The organism is Paenibacillus sp. FSL L8-0708, from assembly GCF_038009325.1.
GTDB classification, from domain to species: domain Bacteria; phylum Bacillota; class Bacilli; order Paenibacillales; family Paenibacillaceae; genus Paenibacillus_AQ; species Paenibacillus_AQ odorifer.
Map to the genome: position 1 here is coordinate 3,580,199 of NZ_JBBPBC010000001.1, position 22,164 is coordinate 3,602,362.

The window sequence follows — 22,164 nt, forward strand, 5'->3', positions numbered from 1 at the left end:
TTTTGCATGAAACAACCAAGAAGTAAACATAAGTATGTGCCGATAGGGTATAAATTAATGCTGACGTATATTTTTTTCATTATTATCCCAGTATCTGTGATCGGTTTTGTCTCTCACTCTATGTACAATGATTCATTACGCGAGCATACAAGCTCGAATATTAAAGGTACGTTGTTGCAGATTCGCGATAATATTGATTACAAAATGGGGGAAGTTACCCGGATATCAACACAATTATATAGTGATTATGATTTCTATCGGAATCTTCGAAGCTATGAAGAAGGCTGGGAAAATTATGACCGGATGTCTATGAAGGTACTTCCAAAGCTGGACGTAGCTATTCAATCAACGGGTATGAGGATTGGGATGTCGCTATTTTTAAAGAATGAATCCATTCCTGAGATCTATTCGAATTCACTAGAGGGCTATCTGGATAATAGTAGCTTCTATCATCTTTACCATATGAACCGGATTGAAGGGAAATCCTGGTATTATGATTTTCCAACCGAGAAATATGCGGAGACTATGAAATGGTGGCAGATTGAGCGCGATGTAGAAAATAATCGTATCTCGTTGCTACGTAGATTAATAGATACATATGATCCTCTTGTACCTAAGGAGATTGGCTTCCTGCGGATTAATGTTGGCATTCCAGATCTGTTCAATAGTGTGAATTATACGAAGATAGGAAAAGGAAGTATTCTAATTTTAAAAAACGAGTTCGGAAGAACGATGTATCAATCGGGAGAACTACCAGAGCACTATACCAATGAAGCCGAACTTAATAAGGATTACCTGACGATTAGTGAAACAGTTATGGTTTCTAACCAAGCTTGGCAATTAAACGCGCTAGTTCCAATTACGATACTTGAACAGGATGCAGTGAAGGTACGACTGTTTATTATTTTGATGTGTCTTATTTGTTGTGTTGTCTTTAGTTTCGTCGGCATATTTATATCCCGATATTTTTCAATTCGGATTAATAAGTTCGTATACGTGCTGAATGCCTATCGGGAAGGTGATCTTCACAAGCGTATTTCCTATCGAGGCAAAGATGAATTCTCTCAGATTGCAACCGCATTAAATGATATGGGCGAAAATATCGATATGTTGATTAAAGAGGTATATTTGACGCAGCTCCAGAAGAAGGAAGCAGAGCTTGAAATTCTGCAATCACAAATCAATCCTCATTTTCTATATAATACGTTGTCATCTATTATTCAATTAGCCAAGTTTGGTCAAAATGAGAAGCTGCAGCAGATGGTGCTGGAATTAGCGAAGTTTTATCGCCTGACGCTTAATGAAGGACGTACCATGATACCGGTCCCGACTGAAATTGAGCAGGCAAACGCTTATTTAGAAATTCAGAAAATTAAATACGGTGAACGTCTGGAAGTTATGTTTGATTTTGATACAGAAATCTGGCCTTATGAGACCATAAAGCTCATTCTACAACCATTTATCGAGAACGTGCTGAAGCACGCCTGGTGTGGTGATCACATTCATTTACGCATTGTTGGGCGTAAAGAGGGCAATAATATTCTGTTCCGTATCATTGATGATGGAATCGGCATGAGACAGGAACGTATTGATCAAATTTTTGATCCAAAGGGTCACACGAATACAGGTTATGGGGTCCGTAATGTGGATCAGCGAATTAAACTACAATATGGATCTGAGTACGGCGTAACCATTTTTAGCCGTGTTGGAATTGGCACTTCTGTTCAGATACTCATTCCTGCTAATAAGGGCAAGCGTGGCATTCGTTCGAATGTTGTACATGATGAAAAGGGGTCTTAAAGCTAGTTTTTCTAGCCTAAGCCCCCTTTAACTTTAATTAGAATCCTTTATATTGAGGCTCTTCGGACTCCAATTCGGTTACCCGGTTCTCTACTTGAGTTACGATTTGTTGTGTTTGCTCGGCTGCGTTTGTGAACAAGGTTTTTGCACTCTCGTTTTGTGTTTCTAATGCAAATTGTTCAAGACTGGCTTGAGCACCTTTTAAAGAAGATAAACATGTTTTAACTTGTGAGGCTACTGTCATTGAGTTTCTCTCCTCTGTGTTGGATTATTAGCATGACGATTGCTATTGTCCTCAAATGCTTCTAGCGTTATGCAGGAAAAAAATTCATACTTGTAGTAATAGATGATTTTCCATAAATAAGTAGTGAAATTCCGGATTGAATGCGGCTTTATTGACAAATAATGAGTGTTAGTAAATAAACAAGTTTTGATTCAAAAAGGAGGGTATTTGTAATGCCGGAGTGGTTGGAGGTTGTAGTTCGAACGCTCTTTGCTGTGGTTGTACTTTTCTTTTTAACAAAATTACTGGGAAAGAGACAAGTATCACAGCTCTCGTTCTTCGAGTATATTACGGGGATAACCGTCGGCAGCTTAGCCGCTTACATTTCTTTGGATACGGATAAGTTATGGCATTTAGGGCTCATTGCACTGATTGTATGGGTGGCTTGTTCTTTAGGGATCGAATATCTTCAGATGAAGAGTAAAAAAGCAAGAGACTTTATTGATTTCAAGTCCACAGTACTAATTAAGGACGGAAAAATACTCGAAGATCATATGAAAAAAGAACGTTTAACCACAGATGAACTGCTGGAGGAATTACGCAAAAAAGACGTTTTCAATATATCGGAAGTGGAATTTGCGATTATGGAATCTGATGGAGCCATAAATGTTTTACTCAAGAGTGAATATCAGCCGGTAACCCCTAAGCAATTGGGTATAAAGGTTGCCCCGGAGAAAGAGTCGCAAGTTGTCATTATGGATGGTAAAGTGCTCGACAAACCATTAGACACCCTAAACCTGACGCGAAGCTGGCTGGATGGAGCCCTTGAGAAAATGGGTTTTACGGTTGAGAATGTTTTTCTTGGACAAGTTGATTCTTATGGTGAGCTGACTGTCGATTTGTATGCCGATAACTTTAAAGTCCCACAGCCGCAGGATAAGCCTCAATTATATGCTTTGCTGAAAAAATGTGAAGCTGATTTAGAGATGTTCAGTTTATCAACAGATAACGAAAAAGCTAAAAAAATGTATGAACAATGTTCGGAGCAATTGCAGGCTTCCCTGAAGGTTTTGAAACCGTTAATTCAAAGCTAAGGGTAAAGATAAAGGCACTCTCGAGTAAGATCGAGGGTGTTTTTTTATATTAATTTAAATAAATGTAATAATATGGGCATAAAGTAGCTGTACAACTTCAAAATATTAATTATAGTTGAGATTAGGCTGGAGTTATAGATGACATAAGATTGGAGGAATGCCCTCGGTTTTTATTTAAATTAGAAAACAAGGAGGAAGATGTTCACGTGAAACTAAAAAGAAGATTTTCATTCGGAATTATGGTTACGCTTACAACTTCGCTGGTTCTAGGTAATTTGGTATGGAGTAACCCTACCGCACAGGCAGCAAATATCTTCAGTAATGATTTTGAGAATGAAAATGCCGACAATTGGACGAGTACAACAGGAACTTGGTCTGTAGTTGAAGAAGGTGGCAATCATGTGTATTACCAATCCAGTCAAAACGAAGGACGTTCGTTCTCCGGTAGCTACACGTGGACAGATTACAGCGTTCAAGCTGATGTGAAGATTGATGATTTCAATGGGACTAATCGAACTTATGTGTGCGGGCGCTATGTTGACGGAAATAACTATTATGCTGCATCTCTGTCTAACAGTAATGGTGGGACGCTTGAAATACGAAAAAAAGTGAATGGTTCAAGTTCAACACTGGCTAGTAAAACTGATTTTCCTATAACTACAGGAACTGCCTATACAGTTAGGCTAGAGCTTAGTGGAGATTCGCTTAAAATGTATGTTAATGATGTTTTACAGCTAAATGCACACGATAACATTTTGACAGCAGGAGGTATAGGACTTGTAGCTTATAAGACAGCAGCGAAGTTCGACAATATCAATGTCTCCGATATCACCACGGGCACTCCGACACCAACGCCTACTATAGCTCCAACAATTGCACCAACGGTAGCTCCTACGGCTACTCCAACAGCAACACCAGTTGCAGGCTCAATTTATGTAGCCCCTAATGGTCTGGACAGCAACACAGGAACAATTGGTAGTCCAACCACACTGGCCTCAGCGATTACGAAGGTAGCCCCCGGGGAAACCATCTATATGCGTGGAGGGGTTTACACGTATTCTTCAACAATAATTGTTGGACAAGATAATAGCGGAAGCTCTAACTTACGAAAGAACATCGCTGCATATGGGACTGAGAAGCCTATACTGGATTTTTACGCCCAGCCATTTGACCCAGCTCAACGTGGTTTGCAGATATACGGTAACTACTGGAAGGTAAAAGGATTAGAGATAAGAGGCTCAGGAGACAATGGGATCTTTATTGGCGGGAACTATAACATTATTGAGAATGTTGAAACCCACCATAATCGGGATTCGGGACTGCAAATCAGCCGTTATGCTTCATCACTGACCAGCATGAGTCAATGGCCGAGCTATAATCAGATCATTGGAGTGTATTCTCATGATAATTATGATCCGGATAACGGGGAAGACGCTGATGGTTTTGCTGCTAAGCTGACCATAGGTCCTGGTAACGTATTCGATAAATGTATAGCTGCATGGAATACAGATGACGGCTGGGATCTTTACAGTAAATCAGAAACAGGCCCCATCGGAGTGGTGACGATCAAGAATAGTATCTCCTATAAGAACGGACAGACCTCAGATGGAAATTCAACGGAAAACAGTGATGGGAATGGATTCAAACTAGGTGGTGAAAAAATTGCAGTAAACCATATTGTGCTGAATAGCATAGCATTTCAAAATAAAAAACACGGATTCACTTACAATAGTAATCCAGGTTCCATTCAACTAACAAATAATACTTCTTGGAGTAACGGACAGAGTAACTTTGCTTTTGATGCCGGTACTCACCAATTTACGAACAACTTGTCTTTTGCTGGAGGATCGAGTGACAAAACAAGTGGAACCGATATTCTAAGTACTAATGTGTGGTGGAAAAGTAATGCAAGTACCAATGCCAAGGGTTTGGTGGCCAGTGCCGCTGATTTTGTAAGTCTTACACCTTCAGTGGTGCGAAATGCAGATGGTTCTTTTAGTCTGGGCAGTTTCCTCAAATTAACTGGGGGTAGCGATCTAACCGGATCTGGAACACCTAGCGGAACTAATATTGGTGCAACTTTTCCGTGATTTGAAAGCTAGGGGTTTGAGCTCCTTATTTAATTGACTCTGTAGGATTAGATAGGTCATTTTATTCGATATTTTGATGGGCATGAGTCCGGTACTATACCGGATTTGTGCCTATTTGGTTTGTTTTAAGTATAAACCTTCCATCACGTTGGCAAACTAAGCCAGATTAACAAGTCACAATTTTGGAGGTAGTCTGCAGATGTCTGGAATTATTGAAACAATAAAAGAACAACTGGAAGGATCTAGTGATGCAGTTTTTCAAAACATTCGCCTTCATGGGCATTCCTGTGACTTGATCTATATCCCATTCATCGTAAATTCCCTGAGTCTTCATAAAGATATTGCATTGCCGCTAAAAAATGAAGCAAATTCAGAGCACAAATGGCCGGATTTTTTAGAACGACTGGATCGAGGAGCTGTTTTTCCCATCCCGTATCTTAAGGAGTTTGACATAAACAAGGCTGTGGATTTGATTGTCGCTGGAAAAGTAGTGCTTTATTTTGAAGAGCTTCCTTATGTTTATTATTTTGAGATCACGCAATATCAGAAAAGATCGGTTACGGAATCACAAAATGAACTTGTGGTGATTGGACCACAAGAAGCATTTATTGAAGATATTGAAACAAATCTGTCCCTGCTCCGACACAAAATTAAACATCCGGATCTAAAGACTATTCATTATACGATTGGTAAATATACAAAAACTGATGTGTATGTTGTATATATTGAAGGACTTTATAAAAAAGAAGTTCTTGCTGAAATTGAAAAGCAACTAAATGAAATAGATATTGATGGCATATTGGGCATTAGTTATATATCGGAACAATTACGGAAGGGGAACTTGACACCATTTCCGGTATTTCAATATACAGAACGCCCCGACTCGGTGGCAGCTTCTTTAATGGAAGGCCGGATCGGAATATTACAGGATGGCACACCCACTGCAATGATTGCCCCTACCTCTTTTTTTACAATGCTACAATCCTCTGAGGATTATTATCAAAGCTTCTATGCCGCAAGCTGGATTCGAATCGTTCGATTTGTGTTCTCCATCATATCGATGATTCTTCCATCGCTTTATGTTGCGATTACAACCTTTCATCCTCAGATCATTCCCTCAAACCTGTTAATTACAATAGCATCTGCCAGAGAGAACATTCCTTTCTCAGCATTGACTGAGGCTTTGATTATGGAGCTTACCTTTGAAGCCCTTAGAGAAGCTGGAACCCGAATACCAAAGCCTGTGGGCCAGACTGTTTCTATTATTGGGGGTATAGTCATCGGTCAGGCTGCGGTGCAAGCGGGAATTGTATCCGCTCCTATGGTTATTGTTGTTTCCATTACAGGAATTGCCACCTACATTATTCCCCATTATGAGCTCGGTCTGACTTTTCGCTTACTTCGTTTCCCTTTATTGATTATGGGAGGAACAATGGGATTGCTCGGGGTATATATTACAGCTTTTTTGATTTACGGGCATTTAGCTAATCTTAGACCGTTAGGCTCACCGTATTTACAACCCGTTGCCCCTTTGGTGTTAGAAGATTGGAAGGACACGTTATCTCGCTTTCCCTCTAACTATATGAAGAAACGCAGCAAACTTTATAGCAACAGGAATCTAAGGAGACAGAATCAAAAATGAGAACTCTAAAGATAGGAGTTGTTATACTTCTACTCCTAAATTTAACAGGCTGTTGGTCTTCAAAGGTGGAACTGGACGAATTAACCTTTGTGTACGGCTTATTTATAGATGTAGGCAAAGAAGCAGGCACCGTTGAAATTACGATTAACTCTCCTTTGCCCAATCGTCTCAACTCGGGAAGCCAGCCCTCTAGTGGTGGCGGTGATGGGAATAGTTATTCTACAGTTTCTAAGACCGCAGATACGATCGCAGACGCCATGTTACTAGTTCAAAAAGATCTGACACGTCAACTTAGTCTTTCCCAATTGAAAATAATTGTCTTAGGGAAAGCTTATGCAGAACAAGGGATTGGTGAACTCCTATTATGGATCAGAAGAGAGCCAAGTCTACCCCTTGGAACCTATGTTATGGCTAGTCCCGGCAGTGCAAAAGAGATGAATACATTAACACCTATCTATGAACAATTACCTTCTGATGTACTGAGGAGCTTTGGAACAGAAAAATACATGTTTTCGACTACAATTAAGGACTGCATATACGCTGAGGCATCGGGCGTTGGATTTGCTATAAATAATCTTTCATTTGGTAAAAAAGAGGAAACTACAAAAGAAGGTAAACCGCAATATTGGGCAGGCATTCAAGGAGCTATGTTGTTTCAGAATGAGAAAATGAAGGGAATACTAAAGCTTAAAGAGGGGAGGGCATTGGCATGGGCTGCAGGCAAGCTTAAGCTGTCGGTTTATTCTGTTACCTGGGATGGTGGAGAAAGTGCAGCAAGTGTTGTATTTGTTAGCACCAAATCTTCAAAAAAAGTAAAAATAACGGATAAGGGTCCGGTTTTTACAGTGAAATTAAAGGGAAAAGCTAGTGTGATTTATTTAAGGGATCCTAAGAAAAGAAATCTAGAAGAGATCAGTAATATCATTACAGAGAAACTAAGCGATAAAGTAACTGCTAATCTGACCGAAGCTATACGTTTATCCCAAAAAGCAGGTGCGGATGTTCTACAGCTCGGCATGTTGCTGGAATGGAATGATCCGAAACTTTGGAAGCAATTAAGAGAACGTTGGGATAATTACTACGCTCATGAGGCAGATATTAAGGTGAAGACGGACTTTCGGATTGTGGATTTTGGAACAGCAAAATAAAGAACTGAGGAAGGAGAAGTTATGCGTACAACAAAGTGGCAGCTGTTCCGGTTTATCACCATTTTTTTCAGCTCACAAACCACCATTTTTTTGATACCAGCTATTATTGCTACTTCCTCTTATCAAGGCTGGATTGCATTAATCGTTGGCTCCTTATTAGGATTGATATTATTGTGGTTTACAATCTATGTTGGTAAGCTGCGACCTAATCAAGCTTGGGTTCACTTTGGAAAAGAGATCATTGGCAAATGGCCACATAAATTTATGATTCTGCTCCTACTATGCTGGTGTGTTTATTATGTTTCTTTTGATATAGAGAATTTCGTACTATTTTTCGGCTCGAATTATTTAAGAGGAACTCCACCTCTATTTATCCAGTGTGTCGTTGGTCTGGTGATCATGTACACGGCAAGTCTAGGATTTGCAACAATTACATATATGGCCGATGGATTATTTATTATTTTCTTTATTACCGTGATCATTTTATTTAATTTATTCCTTCCAAACGCGGACTTTAATATGGTACCTGCTTTCTTTCATTATCATGATCCTGGAATCGCCCTGAAAGATTCTATTGTGGTCATGTCATGGTTTGGAGAATGGATTGTCCTTTTGTTCATTGCACCTGATTTAAAAATTGAAGCGAAAATGATAAAAAGATTAGTATTTGCGCAGTTCTATGTTTCAATTACGGTCTTAATAGGATGGTTATTGACAATGATGAGTTTTGGTCCACATTTAGGCCAGCAACTCCAATATCCTTTTCTTGAGATGGTGCGTAGTTCGAAAGAAGATAATTTATTAGGTAATACAGACCCGCTTTTGATTGGAATATGGTCGTCTTCGATGTTTATTCACAGCGCTTTCCTTATCTATATAGCTTCAAAATGTGTAGCAGGTTTGTTTAATACTAATAGTAAAAAAATTTACGTTCCCCTTTTAACACTGGCTTCAGTGACAATAGCGTACTTATATTCACGCGACGTCGGCAGATATTACGAACACTACAAAAGCTTTGCCATTGTGATCATTTGGCTAATCGTTGAAAGCATACCCATCTATTACGGGATTGTAGCCTTCTTTCGATATCGGCATAAGACTGCGAAATGAAAATCGAATGGAAGACGGGTGCTGTCTAATTATGGACAGTGCTTTTTTTGTGAATTATAAATCGGGTACGCTTTCTGTTATGATTAAAGCACTTATTACATAATTATCCTCAGATTGGATGGTGTATTCACATGAATCTTCAAGAAGTAACTGAACTTATCAAATCTATTAGGGCTAATCTCGCCAAAGTCATTGTAGGAAAAGAGGAGGGAGTAGACCTGCTGCTGACCGCATTACTTGCGAATGGACATGTCTTGCTGGAAGATGTACCTGGTACGGGTAAAACCTTGCTGGCAAAGGTGCTTGCCAAATCATTGGATTGTTCATTTAAGCGCATACAATTTACGCCGGATTTATTGCCTTCCGATTTAAGCGGGATCAACTATTACAATCAGAAGACGGGAGAGTTTCAGTTCAGACCAGGTCCGGTATTTGCTAATATACTGCTGGCTGACGAAATTAATCGTGCAACCCCTAGAACCCAATCCAGCCTACTGGAGTGTATGGAGGAACGGCAAATTACTATCGATGGGGTAACGCACGGATTAGAGGCACCGTTTCTTGTCATTGCTACTCAGAATCCGATAGACAACCAAGGGACCTTCCCACTGCCTGAGGCTCAATTAGATCGATTTTTGATGCGGATTACTACGGGTTATCCTACCTTTGATGAAGGGATACATATTTTGCAGCGTTTTCGTGAGAATAATCCGCTCGAAGAGTCTTTTCCAGTAGCAACGGCACAAGATATTCAAGCCGCACAGCGTTTAGCCGCATCGGTAAGCATCAGTGATGATTTATTAGGTTATATCGTACGGATAACGGAAGCTACCCGTAAATCTACGGCAGTAAAACTGGGTGCGAGTCCACGTGCTAGTGGCGCGTTGCTTAGATCAGCTCAGGGATATGCACTTATTCAAGGCAGATCCTATGTAACACCGGATGATATCAAAGCCGTGGCTGTTTCCGTGCTTGCACATCGTCTGCTGCTTCATCGGGGATTAGGCTCAAGAGAGGGACAAGCCGCGGATATTGTATTGCAAGTGCTTCGTGAAGTTGAGGTGCCTGCTGAACCCGTGACGTCCTTAAGAGGCGGAAAGGTGGAATGACCTATGGCTTTGCCTTGGTTCATTTTCATTACAGTGGCGTTGGTGTTACTTCTTGCTGACATTTATAAACGGAATGGTCTGAAAGCGCTTAGTTATTCTCGCTATTTTTCACGTAAGACTGCTTATGAAGGAGAACGTATTGAGATGATCGAGGAGATCATTAATGCGAAGCTTCTTCCTTTGCCGTGGCTCCGATTGGAGTCTAGTATTGCGAGAGGTCTGGAATTTGGAAGTCAGGATAATCTTGGGATTAGTACAGGAGAAATCTCTCAGAATCATATTAGTTTATTCTATTTAAAATCTTATCGTCATATTAAAAGACGGCATCATGTTACATGTGAGCGCCGTGGTTTATATCGTTTGGAATCCGTGACTATGACAACGGGAGATCCATTTGGTTTGACTCGAAAAAACAAAACATATCCACTCGAGTTAGAGTTGTTGATCTATCCCGTTCTGCTGAATCTAGACGAGCTTCCATTGCCCATTCATAGCTGGCTGGGTGAGCTTCCTGTGAAAAGATGGATCGTTGAAGACCCTTTTCTGACTGCTGGCATTCGTGAATATAGCTCAGGAGATTCTATGGGATTGGTAAACTGGAAGGCTACAGCACGTACTGGTGTTATGCAGGTTCATAAAAAAGATTACACGGCTGATTCCCGGCTCGTCATCTGTCTGAATATAGAGGACAGTGATTCCATGTGGAGAACGGTGACTGATGTGGAACGAATCGAGCAAGGAATAAGATATGCAGCGACTATAGCTGAATACGCAATGCAGCAGGGAATTGAGACCGGATTAATCTGTAATGGCAGATTGGACGATGCTGGCGAAAGAGATCCAATTGAAGCAGAGCCGATGGCTCAGCTCGAAGATATGTTAGAGCTCCTGGCAAGGCTGAAGCTGGATAGAACACTTCCTATGAGTCGACTATTGGAATTGCAGGTTGAGAGTGGAATTAGTGACACAGACTTTCTAATCATAAGCTGCCATAGGGGAGCAGAATTGCAAAAGGCGACGGATCTTCTAATGCAGCAAGGCAATGGTGTGGAATGGCTGGATATTCCGGAACAAGGGAGAGAGAGCGCATGAAGCTTACGTTGTCTGGCTATGTAAGGGAAACAGTGAAACTCTGGTTGTGGTCTATTATTGAATTGTTGCTATTTCTACCGGTTTGGGTTCTATTTCAGATTTATTTGTTGCCCCAACAAGATGAACAAATATGGTTGATTGCGCTGCCTATACTAGCTTTAGCAGGCATTCTTTTGCGCAATTTTTGCAATGTAAGATGGAAGCAATTACTTGCCGCCTTAATCCTCGGGGCATTATTAGGTGTGGCTTCAGGGAGTTTATCCATCGAAAGCCTTCCCTTAGGTGTGGCTGGAATTATATGTACATTCTTAGGGATGACGGTAGACTCTAGAAATAATAGATTCAGAATGTTTTGGATAGGTATAATAATCTATTTTGTGGCAACTATAGCGTTTCATAGAGTTCCTGAATTGGAGCCAAGTGTGCCGTTATTGACCTGGTGTGGCAGTCTGTATTTAATACTGACTTTACTTATTTCTAATAGCAGCTATATACGATACAGCGCACTTACTGAAGAGAATGAAACGCTGCCCAAAGGGATACAACGGAATAATCGTATATATGTCATTGTGATTGGAGTTATTGCAGCTGTACTAGCGGCAGGTGTCGGTAAAGCTATAGGATCATTGGTATGGAGACTCTTACGCTCATTTTTCAATTTTATTAATCAGTTATTTTCTGGCACAAAAGAACCAGAGCCTCCGCCAGCAGAATTGCCGCCAGCAACGCCGATGTTACCACCTGTTGGCGAGCAAAAGCGTGGCTGGCTAGCTATTATACTAGAATACGGGTTTTATATTTTGGCGGCGGTATTATTGGGGTTTGTAGCCTATTATGCACTTCGCTGGTTGTACAGAAATGCTGGAGAAAAGTGGCGGAAAGTCATAGATGCATTGTTATCGATGTTACGTAGGGAACATACCCCTAAGAATAATACAGCATATCTTGACGAGGAGAAAAGCGTCTTTACTTGGGAACAAACCGTTCGAGGGTTAAAGGATTTCTGGAGCTCTCGTCTTCCTTCAAAACATCGTAAGGATCGCTGGGATCAGATGAATGGCGAGCAGGAACGTGTCCGTTGGCTTTATCGGCGGTGGCTTAATATAAAGCGCGATAACGGTTATGAAATGAAAAGTTATCTTACGCCGCAGGAAACAAAAAGGGATGTTTTGCTATGGGGAGATCGTAGCAAGCATAAACGTAAGGGTGATGATGATTCTTTAGCAGCAGATCAATTGATTGAAATATATGAAAAAGTTAGATACGGAGAAGACGAGCCTGCCGCTTCTGATATTGCAGCTTTGAAAAATCAACTGAAATTATAGAATCATTTTCAGAATATATGCAAATTGGAACAAATAGGTTACAAAAGACCTGTAAGAGTTACAACATGGATACAATTGGATCTGTGCTAACCACTATAATAATTCTAGTAAAATACTCGTGGAGGGAAGTCAATGAGAAAGCATAGCAGTACATATGTTGTTTTACTCTTAAGCACCTTTGTCATAAGCCAGTTGACAGGGCATACCGCTTCGGCTGCCGCAGTTAGTTCTGTTCAGCCAAAATCGGTGGTAGCTGCTGCAACTGTAACAGCTCCTAGTAATCTGGGTTCCGTTTCTTTAGGAGCTAATATCAAAGCTACACTGGAAGATGTGAATATTTGGTCACAGCCTGGAGGCAATATTTTAACTTATACAATTAACTATTCGAATGGCAGCAACAAAAGTGCTAGCCTGCTGTATTATTTTTCGAGAGTTATGACCTCTGGCGGCTCTGTTATTCCAGGGAATCCACTAAGTGCGGACGCTACTAAGAAAAAAGTGGGTTCTAACGAAAGCTTGCGCGTTACATATTATGTTAATGTCGGCCAGGTAAATTCGTTAAAAGGTATCAAGATTCCAATGTACGTTTGGGATTCCAAAACCAAGGGGTATCTCAAGCAAGTAGGAACTTTTAATATACCCGCCAACTATTCGCCAACTGCTGTAAACGGTAAAAATGTAAGTACTACAATGAATGACATTCCGGTTGTTGCTAAAAGTGAATCCTTGGAGCTCTACAAATACAGTGGAAAGGTTTATGCCAAGGTGGGCATAAGCTTGACCAATAAAGGCAGCAAAGTCTTAAGTGATCCTCGTTACGCAGCATATTTGGTCTCGGCAGGGGGAAGCTCGTATGAATTGGCCCTTGACCGATCTCAGCTTAGTTATAAAATTCAGCCGCAAGAGAAAAAGACCATTTATTATCTTACAGAAATTCCTTCGTATATGAAGACAGAGAATATGAAACTGCAATTCACCCAAAAGGATGAGGCGCTGAAGCTGGAGATTGCCAAATCTTCGTACAAGCTGCCTGCGGCTACAACACCAAATTTGGTGGTTGGCAAAGGTGTAATCAAGAAAATTGCCATCAATAACAATACGGTTGAAACCCAATTAAATAACGCAACCGTATACGCAGAGAACAATAAGGGATTCTGGACTTTTCAGCTGCGAGTGAAGAATACAGGAAAGACAGCCGTTACGTTACCTTCTTATGAGCTTGCCGTCAAATCCTCAACTGGGACAACCTTTCCGATCAATTCTAAGGGCTTGAGCGGATTAACCATAAAACCGCTGGAGGAAAAAATCATCCCGCTTACCGCACAGGTACCCCTTGAAGTAGAACAAAATTCACTGCAATTGCAGATGATTGAGGCTGTTTCTGCTCCAGATAATAGTGAGACGGGAACTACAGGGGAAGGTGCAGGTACTGGAAGCACTGGTGGAACCAATGTCGCTACGAGCAACACAGCTAAACTAACTGTTCCGGTTGCTTACTTTACAATCTCCTATACCTTGCGTCCTGATATACAGAAAGGGATGGAATATAGAGCAACAAATGAATATGGGACGTTTACTTATAGTTTAGTTTCCTTGCAGCGTTTTCCATGGAAAGACGATGATATCGTTGTTGCCAGATTAAATATTACGAATACCCAAACGATTGCCATGTCTCTGCCGGAATTAAAGGGAGCTGTTCAGGTAGACAATGAAGACATGTTATCTTCAACGGAATTGTTTATGGATAAGGAAACTTCAACGATTGGACCAGGTAAAAATGCTGAAATCTATGTGTTTGCCAAAATTCCTTATACACAAGAGTTCGATAAATTAAAATTAGATCTTTATTCTGTGGTAAAAGAAGAGAAAAGCTCGTTCCTGTCAGTTACTACGAACAGCATGATGAATGCTGTTGCTTCAATTGAAACTGGAGGAAGTTATGTTATCTCTGGTAAAGGAAAGAACGCTAAAGTGCAAGAGAACAAAACCATTATTTATGAAGGGCTTAACTCCAATCTCGTATACACAGAGCTGCTTCTGAGCAGTGAAGAGAAAAGACAAAGCAAAATGGCACGCCTCCAAGCTTATTACAAAACGGAAGATGGTCAGCTATTCGAAGCTACAGCCAATCAGCCCGATACGTCTGCGACTCCAGGTGGTAAGCAATTAATCACCTTCTGGGCGAAGGTTCCGAAGACCGTTAATACTTCTGATGTAAGCCTGTTCCTAGGGCCAGGGATTACTGGGAATAAGCTGACGGAACCGGGTCAGGAATCCACAGGATTTATTAATATGGCTTCACTGTCATTAAATCCGGTCACCACTCCACCAGAGAAGAATTTGACGAAGGTGGCCATTTATCCGTATACCATGTCCGTTCTAAGTTCAGAAGGACGCTCACTACAAGGCAGTGACTCTATAAATATAGTTATGAATTACAATCTTCTTCGTGACAGTAGCTATGATATGGGAACCTTCACACATAAACTAGTCCTCAAAATGACGGATCCATATGGTCTTTCTCAGGAACGAAGCTTGAACATCGGCACCGATATTCTTGAAGGGACCAACAACTCGTATACAGCAAGCTTTAGCAATAATATGTATAAGAATTTGTCAGGAGGAACCTATCGGATCACGCTGTACGATGAATTCCAAGGCGAACGGATCGAGCTGGCTAGTCAAGCTTATAACATCAAGATTGATAAAGCAGTTGTAACTGAGAAATAGCATTTCATATCTATTATTGTACGAAGAGGAGCAGCTCCAATGTTGCGAGTGGAAAATGTAACGCATTCTTATAAAAACGGTAATGAAACTACAGCAGTGCTTCATCAAATTGACTTTTCTGTGAAAGAGGGGGAGATGGTAGCACTGCTGGGGAGCTCGGGTTCCGGTAAGTCAACGATGCTAAATCTGATGGCAGGTCTAATGAAGCCTACTGAAGGCCATATTTATATTGCCGATCAAGATATCGTGAAGATGAGTGAGAATAAGCTATCGGAATTTCGCAGAAAAAATATCGGGTTTATCTTTCAAGCTTATGAGCTGATTACTAGCATGACAGTCCGTGAAAATGTAGAGCTGCCGCTGGTTTTTCAATCCGTTGCACCCTCTATACGTAAACAAAAAGCTTTAGCATTGTTGGAAGGAGTCGGCATTCCTGATAAAGCCGACTTGTTCCCTTCCCAGCTGTCTGGCGGACAGCAGCAGCGTGTCAGTATTGCACGCTCCTTGATTACGGAACCGTCTGTTATCTTTGCAGATGAACCAACCGGAAACCTAGATTCGAAGACAGAAGAAGAAATTATCAATATCCTGCTTAACCTGAACAAGAAGATGAAGACCACCTTCATAGTTGTAACTCACGAGCTAAAAGTCGCGGAGCAAATGCAGCGGATATTCACGCTTCGGGACGGATATATGATTACTGAAAACCAAACTTCTTCGAATACTGAACTCGAAGGGGGTATACTCATTGAGGATTAGTGATATTTCCCGCTTGGCTTGGGAACAGGTCAAACGGCGGAAAGTTGTCACAGGTCTTTGTATGGCTGGCATATCCATTGGATGTGCTGCAATCATAGTTGCATTAAGTATAGGAGACTCCGCACAGAGCTACACGGAGCGGGAAATCAACCGCAATTTCAAAATGGATGAAATTACGGTGTCTCCCAACGGAGGAATACCCTCCCAAGGAGGAGGCAGCGGTGGCAGCGGATCGTCTGCGGCCAATGAAAAGCTTGATCCCGGCAGGCTGACAGCACAAAAGCTGGAGATTATTAAAGGCTTGCGGCATGTAACTGCAGCAGCTCCCTTTCAAGAGCTAGGGTACATACAGATGTTGACTATCGATAATAAAATAACAGATGTACAGCTTATTGGAACGGATCTACGCTTGTTAACGAAATATGATAAGAAATTCAAACAAGGCGGAGCTTCTGATTTGGTAGGAATGGCTGTACTGAACTATGGTGCAACCGTTGGACTGATTGATAACGAAACTCGGCAGCGTCTTTTTGAACAACTGAGTACAGATCCATATAACAATAAGTTGATGGAACAGTACAACAGCTTAAGCATGCTTCCAACAGATATGTACAAGCAACAGGTTCAATTACAGTCTTTTGATCCCGCCTCTCAAACCGGAGGGATGTTAGTTAGCTCACCGATTCAAGTGGTGGGAATCCTCGACAACCCGAGTGGAACGAACGAGGATATGGCTATGTACGACAAGAAGATCTATGTGTCACTAGAGACTGGCGAGCGGCTTGTAGAACAAATGAAGCTATCGAGTGGAACCGCTGGGCAAAAGGGTGTCTATAACTCAGCGATTGTAAAGGTAGACAGCACTGAGAATATCGTGGAACTAGAGAAGCTTATTCAGAAACTTACCTTAACAACAAGCACAAATTTGTATCAAAAAGAGGCACTCGCTGATACCTTCAGCATGGTCAAGAAAGCAGCTCTCGGTATAGGTGTATTTATTCTGATTATTGCTTCGATCTCCATTATCGTTGCGATGACTATGTCCACTCATCAACGACGACGGCAGATCGGTATTATGAAAGTGTTGGGCGCCAATATGGGCCAGATCCGCAATATGTTCATTACAGAAGCGGCATTGCTCGGGATGTTGGGCGGATTGCTCGGCATAGCCTTTTCATACTTGATTGTATTAGGAATTAATAAGCTCATCGGTAACTCTTCAGGAATGGGTGGAGGCGAGCCTTTGGTGATTTATATTCCTCTGATGACTCTTCCGGTAGGGATCGCATTTGCGGTAATGACAGGGGTATTATCGGGTATTTATCCGGCGATCAGTGCATCCAGAACGAATGCACTCACGGCGATTAAACGGGATTAGCTATTTTTAAGTTGAAAGGAAGCCAAAGTGATGAAGAGGAGAATCAAGTGGATTGTATTGGTACTGATTATAATTGCAGCAGGTTATTTTCTATATAGTAAGATGTATAAGCCTGAAGCGCAGTTAGAGCCTGTTGAACCCCCACAAGCCATAACTTTTGAGGTCACACAGGAGACCATTACCAATTCCATACAAGTTAAAGGTAATTCTAATTATGAGAAAGAAACGCTTGTTTATGCTCCATATGCTTCAAAGGTGACAAAGTGGAAGGTTGAAAATGGTGGACAGGTCAAAAAAGGTGATTTACTGTTTACTCTCGATCAGGAAGCCTTGAAGAATGAGATTGCTACACAAGAGGCGACCATCCGTAAAGCAAAGCTGGAAGCAGAGCTGAATGCATTTGTGAGCCAGCAAGACGAGGAGAATGCAGCCCTTGGTGCAACTGAAGCAGAACGGATTAAAGCACTCACAGCCCAAGAAGCAACACGGCTAGGGGACGAGCTTAATCAGGTCAATGCCGAAATACAGGCACGCGAATTAACAGAGAAAAAAGCCAAACTCAAAACAGCACTTTATTATGCTCCGGCAACCGGCATTTTCTTATTTGACAGTGCAAGCGAAATTCCACAGACAGTGACAGATAATCAATATATCGGAAAAATAGTAGATATGAACAAGCTAGAATTCATTGCTCTTGTAGGTGAACAAGACGTCTTCCGTATAAAGACAGGCATGAAGGTCGACGTAAAAATGACAGCTATAAAAGATTTAAAGTTATCTGGAGAAGTTACGAAGGTAGCGAAATTTGCAAAGACAGCTTCAGGGCAGAATGCTACTGCCAGTTCGGTTCCTCAATTCGAAGTGGTTATCACGCTGCAGCCTGACGAGCATTTGATCGGTGGTTTAAGCTTAAACGGAGAAATTGAAACAGTTCGCAAAGAAAATGCCACCGTTGTATCCAGCATAGCTGTAATGCATGAAGGAGACCTCTCCTACGTTATGCTGGATAAAGGGGACGGGCAATATGAACGAAAAGACATCGAAGTGGGTCTGGAAACTACGGACAAAACAGAGGTTCTCTCTGGGTTGAAGGTTGGAGATGTTGTTGTTCTTCAGTAACAATGACTAACGCTTAGATTTACTTCTCAATCGTTTGACGCCAAACGTTAATCTCTTTATTAAGATCGGTAAGATCAGGAACCGGGATTTGCTCATCGGAAAGGTAATATTTGGCTTTTAAGGCTAAGATCCGATAGACGCTTTCATCAATCCGTGTTTCTTGAATCTTACCGTTTTTTACGTTTTGCAGGAGGGAGTCCATGACCCGTTTTTCATTATCATAGCCGTGAGCGACAAGGAGAATATCACTACCTGCATTCACAGTATCTACTGCTGCTGTAGTCAGATCGTAGTTCTTCATAATGGCTCCCATGGTTAGATCGTCTGTAATTACGATTCCTTGGTAGCCCATTTCATCTCGAAGCTGTTCACCAATAATGGTACGCGATAAGGATGCGGGTTTGTCTGGATCTAATTTTGGAAACAAAATATGAGCGACCATTACGGCGTCCGTCCCCTCTTTAATGGCTGCTTGGAAGGGGAGCCATTCTAAGTCAGCTAGCTGACCGGCTGTTTTGTTCACAATCGGCAGATCCAGATGGGAGTCGACAGAAGTATCTCCGTGTCCTGGGAAATGCTTGACAACAGGAACGACGCCTTCGCTCTCAATTCCCTTCATTTCGGCAATCCCTAGTTGAATGACTTGGTCAGCAGCATTGCCGAACGACCGGTCTCCGATGACTGGATTGTCTGGATTGCTATTGATATCGAGAACGGGAGCAAAGTTCATATTAAATCCGGCTGAACGTACTTCAATTGCGAGCAGTTTTCCCATTTTCTCGGCAGCAGCAGCGTCATTACTTGCACCCACTGTTCCGTTAGAAGGGAATGTAGCATATTCTTTAGGCATCCGGCTGACTTTTCCACCCTCCTGATCAACACTCATGAATAGTGGGGCAGGGTTGCCAGTGTTACTCTTTTTCATAGAATTGATAAGACTGATCATCCCTTTCAGGCTTTTAATATTGTCCTTATAGAGGATGATTCCACCTATTTTGTCTTCGGTAATCATCTTTTTAGCTTGCTCATCAAGGACAGTTCCATCAATTCCAACTAGGAGCATTTGTCCGATTTTTTCTTCCAAAGTCATCTCAGCAACCTGAAGAGCAATTGGATCGCTGACTGCTGAGGGGGTGGGAGCCAAGCTGGTGGTTGGTGCAGGTGTGGATTGGGAGGTCGGTGAATCGGTAGCTTCGGACTGTGAATTACTGCTGCTATTAGAACAGCCAGCAATGAGGAACAGTGACACCATAGCTGCAATAATGAAGAGTGTACCGGAAATCTTAGGCTTTAGGCTGTGACGGGTGAATCTAATCATCTGAATAGTCGTCCTTTCGTTAGCTAAATTAGATATTGGGAGAGGAATCCTTGCTGACTTAGAAGCACGGTGATAAGATAAACTTAAATATTTACATATTAAATTTGAATAATGAGGTGACGGTCCAATGAAAGATGGATTAGTACAAGCACTTAATGAACAGATGAATTTCGAGTTTTATTCCGCTCATGTTTATCTGGCGATGGCTGCTTATTGTTCCGGCGAAAGTCTGGATGGATTTGCAAACTTTTTTCTAATTCAAGCCGAAGAAGAACGGTTCCATGCCATGAAGATTTATAAATTCCTTAACGACCGGGATAACCGTGCTACGCTAGAAGCACTGCCAGAGCCGAAGAACGAATATAACTCGATGTTAGATGCTTTTGAACATGCCTTCGCGCATGAACAGCAGAACACTAAACGGTTCTATCATTTGGCTGACCTTGCTCTGGATGAGCGTGAACATGCGACGATTTATTTCTTGAAATGGTTTATAGACGAGCAAGTAGAAGAAGAAGCACTCTTTAGCAACATCATCAGTAAACTGAAACGAATTGAAAAAGATAGCAACGCCTTCTACATGCTGGATGCCGAGTTTGCTGCACGTACTTTTACAGCTCCGGCTGAATAAGTTATTGAAGCCCAACAGCCTGAGAAATCAGGCTTTTTTATTTTATAGATGTAGGAAGTTTAATCGCGAGCAGCTTATTATCCGTCCGAATCATCAGCATCCCTCCAGTTTTAAGGGAAGGGGCAAAGTTACGAGAGCCTGTGTTCACAGTGAAAATAGGCTTTAGAGTTAACATGTCATAAGCGTGAAATAGGCCATCAGATTGTCCACTATAAACCACGTTTCCGAACAGATCCGTCTGTACCACTGGATTCTCTCCAATATTGAGGTCGACAAGCTGGCCGGTTCCTAGCTTAAGTGCGGATAAAGTACCTTTATCTTGATTTTGAAATAACATTCTTTGTTGATAAACTTGGTTCAATGGAGAGTCTTTTTCTTTAACCATCGAGGCCCAGGTTTGCACCGGTTTACCCTCTGCAGAATAATTCCAGAAATCATATTTCACAAACTTACTGCCCTGAAAGATGTAAAAGTCCTTTCCATCCAAAAACGCGTTTCCATTCATCCCATTATAATTGTACACACCATCTTTATTCTCGGTATCTGTCCATTTATATAATCGTTCTCCTTTTAATTCACCTGTCTTTATGTTGAACACGGATACTTTGACTTTTCGATTTACCGGGTCATCATCCATCATAAATGTATTCGTGATAGAGTAGAGGAGCCCATCCTTCACTGCTAACGGCATCCACTGCCGGGTCTGGTCCCATAGTTTTTTTCCTGTCAGACTGTCATAAGCGGCGAGTCCAGCAGTTGTTAAGGCCCCTTGAGACAGATAGCTGCGAATAACGACCCCGTCTGATTCCATGACCTCTGATAAGCCTGTAAAGTTATTGCTTTTCTCTACAGCCTTCCATTTGATCTTTCCGGTTACGGCGTCAACTGCTGCTAATTGTTCCTCTTGAGTAACATAAATAGTAGATCCTAAACGCTGTATATTTGTAGCTTTGGGGAGTGTTATGGAAGCCGACCATGCTTTTTTACCTGCCTCATTAACGGCATATAGGGAGCCGCTTCGGGTTAGACCGTAGATAAATCCATTGCTGTACGTGAATAGCGGCGCTAATCCACTTCCGAACTCCCATATTTTTTTGCCTGTTGCCGCATTCATTGCGGTTAATTTTTCATTGCGCTGCAACGCAAAGATCTTCCCGTTTTCCGCGAGTGCTGTAATGTCCTGTCCGGTGATTCTGTCTTTTTTTAAAATGGCGAGTTGTGCTGACCAAACAGGTTTTAGGATCGGGGCTGTGACTTCACTGTAATAAGTGTTACTTAGGCTTACAATTGCTTTTTCTGCAGAAATGACTGACATTGATCCACTGTTTGTTATTGGAATTAAAATACTCCCTATAGCTAAACATGTAACAATTTTCTTCGGCAAAGACTGAATCATCACTCCACGCTCCTTTGAATTAGTCATTACTATAATTAGACAATAAAAATAGCAAAAAGTTACTATTCCAGAAGAATGGAAGCAAAGTTGAACGGGGGCAAACTATGTTGCGTCCTGCAAAACAGTTACGACCTTGCAACTCTATTTGACAGAGGGAACTATTGCGCCCCGTAGCAACACTGTTTCTCTAGACCCACCCG

16 protein-coding genes and 1 pseudogene are annotated in these 22,164 nt (G+C 41.6%); 14 read left to right on the top strand and 3 right to left on the bottom strand.

Features of this window, described 5'->3' with window-relative positions; all coding sequences use genetic code 11:
• Positions 1 to 6 precede the first annotated feature (6 nt).
• The gene (locus NYE58_RS17180) at positions 7 to 1,800 is read left to right on the top strand and encodes a sensor histidine kinase (RefSeq protein WP_341002448.1); all 1,794 of its coding nucleotides are present in this window, start codon (positions 7 to 9) and stop codon (positions 1,798 to 1,800) included.
• A 37-nt stretch (positions 1,801 to 1,837) separates the two neighbouring features.
• Here NYE58_RS17180 and NYE58_RS17185 read toward each other — a convergent pair whose 3' ends face one another.
• Positions 1,838 to 2,044 (bottom strand): DUF1657 domain-containing protein, encoded by a 207-nt coding sequence (locus NYE58_RS17185; protein ID WP_036678243.1) that lies wholly within the window; start codon positions 2,042 to 2,044, stop codon positions 1,838 to 1,840.
• Positions 2,045 to 2,256: 212 nt separating this feature from the next.
• Between NYE58_RS17185 and NYE58_RS17190 the strand changes: the two genes are divergently transcribed.
• The 12 genes and pseudogenes from NYE58_RS17190 (at position 2,257) to NYE58_RS17245 (ending at position 18,619) form a co-directional block, all read left to right on the top strand.
• Positions 2,257 to 3,117 carry a DUF421 domain-containing protein gene (locus NYE58_RS17190; protein WP_076129318.1) on the top strand — a complete coding sequence of 287 codons (861 nt, stop codon included), beginning with the start codon at positions 2,257 to 2,259 and terminating at the stop codon, positions 3,115 to 3,117.
• Between the two features lie 911 nt (positions 3,118 to 4,028).
• Positions 4,029 to 5,207, top strand: a pseudogene (locus NYE58_RS17195) (right-handed parallel beta-helix repeat-containing protein); the annotation flags it as partial.
• Between the two features lie 199 nt (positions 5,208 to 5,406).
• Positions 5,407 to 6,849: a spore germination protein gene (locus tag NYE58_RS17200; protein ID WP_076129319.1), complete on the top strand. Its 1,443-nt coding sequence runs from the start codon at positions 5,407 to 5,409 to the stop codon at positions 6,847 to 6,849.
• Positions 6,846 to 7,997: a Ger(x)C family spore germination protein gene (locus NYE58_RS17205; protein ID WP_076217911.1), complete on the top strand. Its 1,152-nt coding sequence runs from the start codon at positions 6,846 to 6,848 to the stop codon at positions 7,995 to 7,997. The genes NYE58_RS17200 and NYE58_RS17205 overlap by 4 nt, the downstream gene beginning before the upstream one ends.
• A 21-nt stretch (positions 7,998 to 8,018) precedes the next feature.
• On the top strand, positions 8,019 to 9,107 hold the full coding sequence (locus NYE58_RS17210; RefSeq protein WP_076217910.1) for a GerAB/ArcD/ProY family transporter: 1,089 nt from the start codon (positions 8,019 to 8,021) through the stop codon (positions 9,105 to 9,107).
• A gap of 131 nt (positions 9,108 to 9,238) precedes the next feature.
• Positions 9,239 to 10,216, top strand: coding sequence for an AAA family ATPase (locus NYE58_RS17215; RefSeq protein ID WP_076217909.1), 978 nt, complete (start codon positions 9,239 to 9,241; stop codon positions 10,214 to 10,216).
• A 3-nt stretch (positions 10,217 to 10,219) separates the two neighbouring features.
• A complete protein-coding gene (locus tag NYE58_RS17220) occupies positions 10,220 to 11,308 on the top strand; it encodes a DUF58 domain-containing protein (RefSeq protein WP_341002450.1) in 1,089 nt (362 codons plus the stop codon).
• Complete coding sequence (locus NYE58_RS17225) at positions 11,305 to 12,633, top strand: hypothetical protein (RefSeq protein ID WP_341002451.1); 1,329 nt, start codon at positions 11,305 to 11,307, stop codon at positions 12,631 to 12,633. Before NYE58_RS17220 ends, NYE58_RS17225 begins: the two co-directional genes overlap by 4 nt.
• Before the next feature lie 132 nt (positions 12,634 to 12,765).
• Positions 12,766 to 15,363 (top strand): hypothetical protein, encoded by a 2,598-nt coding sequence (locus tag NYE58_RS17230; RefSeq protein ID WP_341002452.1) that lies wholly within the window; start codon positions 12,766 to 12,768, stop codon positions 15,361 to 15,363.
• Positions 15,364 to 15,402: 39 nt separating this feature from the next.
• The gene (locus tag NYE58_RS17235; RefSeq protein WP_076275702.1) at positions 15,403 to 16,122 is read left to right on the top strand and encodes an ABC transporter ATP-binding protein; all 720 of its coding nucleotides are present in this window, start codon (positions 15,403 to 15,405) and stop codon (positions 16,120 to 16,122) included.
• Positions 16,112 to 17,500, top strand: coding sequence for an ABC transporter permease (locus NYE58_RS17240; RefSeq protein WP_179086823.1), 1,389 nt, complete (start codon positions 16,112 to 16,114; stop codon positions 17,498 to 17,500). Before NYE58_RS17235 ends, NYE58_RS17240 begins: the two co-directional genes overlap by 11 nt.
• A gap of 30 nt (positions 17,501 to 17,530) precedes the next feature.
• Positions 17,531 to 18,619: an efflux RND transporter periplasmic adaptor subunit gene (locus tag NYE58_RS17245; protein ID WP_076129326.1), complete on the top strand. Its 1,089-nt coding sequence runs from the start codon at positions 17,531 to 17,533 to the stop codon at positions 18,617 to 18,619.
• 19 nt (positions 18,620 to 18,638) lie between these two features.
• On the opposite strand, the gene nagZ is transcribed toward NYE58_RS17245, so the two are convergent.
• Positions 18,639 to 19,937, bottom strand: a complete 1,299-nt coding sequence (gene nagZ, locus NYE58_RS17250) for a beta-N-acetylhexosaminidase (protein ID WP_341002454.1) — start codon at positions 19,935 to 19,937, stop codon at positions 18,639 to 18,641.
• Between the two features lie 127 nt (positions 19,938 to 20,064).
• Here nagZ and NYE58_RS17255 point away from each other — a divergent pair, with 127 nt between their 5' ends.
• Positions 20,065 to 20,568, top strand: a complete 504-nt coding sequence (locus tag NYE58_RS17255; RefSeq protein WP_076129328.1) for a ferritin — start codon at positions 20,065 to 20,067, stop codon at positions 20,566 to 20,568.
• A gap of 37 nt (positions 20,569 to 20,605) precedes the next feature.
• On the opposite strand, the gene NYE58_RS17260 is transcribed toward NYE58_RS17255, so the two are convergent.
• Entirely contained in the window at positions 20,606 to 21,991 is a 1,386-nt protein-coding gene (locus NYE58_RS17260) for an outer membrane protein assembly factor BamB family protein (RefSeq protein ID WP_341002457.1), read from the bottom strand.
• Between the last annotated feature and the right edge of the window lie 173 nt (positions 21,992 to 22,164).

Bases quoted from the DNA above. Each gene is read 5' to 3' on its own strand.
- NYE58_RS17180 (WP_341002448.1), top strand. From the start codon at position 7: ATGAAACAACCAAGAAGTAAACATAAGTATGTGCCGATAGGGTATAAA.
- NYE58_RS17185 (WP_036678243.1), bottom strand. From the start codon at position 2,044: ATGACAGTAGCCTCACAAGTTAAAACATGTTTATCTTCTTTAAAAGGT.
- NYE58_RS17190 (WP_076129318.1), top strand. From the start codon at position 2,257: ATGCCGGAGTGGTTGGAGGTTGTAGTTCGAACGCTCTTTGCTGTGGTT.
- NYE58_RS17200 (WP_076129319.1), top strand. From the start codon at position 5,407: ATGTCTGGAATTATTGAAACAATAAAAGAACAACTGGAAGGATCTAGT.
- NYE58_RS17205 (WP_076217911.1), top strand. From the start codon at position 6,846: ATGAGAACTCTAAAGATAGGAGTTGTTATACTTCTACTCCTAAATTTA.
- NYE58_RS17210 (WP_076217910.1), top strand. From the start codon at position 8,019: ATGCGTACAACAAAGTGGCAGCTGTTCCGGTTTATCACCATTTTTTTC.
- NYE58_RS17215 (WP_076217909.1), top strand. From the start codon at position 9,239: ATGAATCTTCAAGAAGTAACTGAACTTATCAAATCTATTAGGGCTAAT.
- NYE58_RS17220 (WP_341002450.1), top strand. From the start codon at position 10,220: ATGGCTTTGCCTTGGTTCATTTTCATTACAGTGGCGTTGGTGTTACTT.
- NYE58_RS17225 (WP_341002451.1), top strand. From the start codon at position 11,305: ATGAAGCTTACGTTGTCTGGCTATGTAAGGGAAACAGTGAAACTCTGG.
- NYE58_RS17230 (WP_341002452.1), top strand. From the start codon at position 12,766: ATGAGAAAGCATAGCAGTACATATGTTGTTTTACTCTTAAGCACCTTT.
- NYE58_RS17235 (WP_076275702.1), top strand. From the start codon at position 15,403: ATGTTGCGAGTGGAAAATGTAACGCATTCTTATAAAAACGGTAATGAA.
- NYE58_RS17245 (WP_076129326.1), top strand. From the start codon at position 17,531: ATGAAGAGGAGAATCAAGTGGATTGTATTGGTACTGATTATAATTGCA.
- nagZ (WP_341002454.1), bottom strand. From the start codon at position 19,937: ATGATTAGATTCACCCGTCACAGCCTAAAGCCTAAGATTTCCGGTACA.
- NYE58_RS17255 (WP_076129328.1), top strand. From the start codon at position 20,065: ATGAAAGATGGATTAGTACAAGCACTTAATGAACAGATGAATTTCGAG.
- NYE58_RS17260 (WP_341002457.1), bottom strand. From the start codon at position 21,991: ATGACTAATTCAAAGGAGCGTGGAGTGATGATTCAGTCTTTGCCGAAG.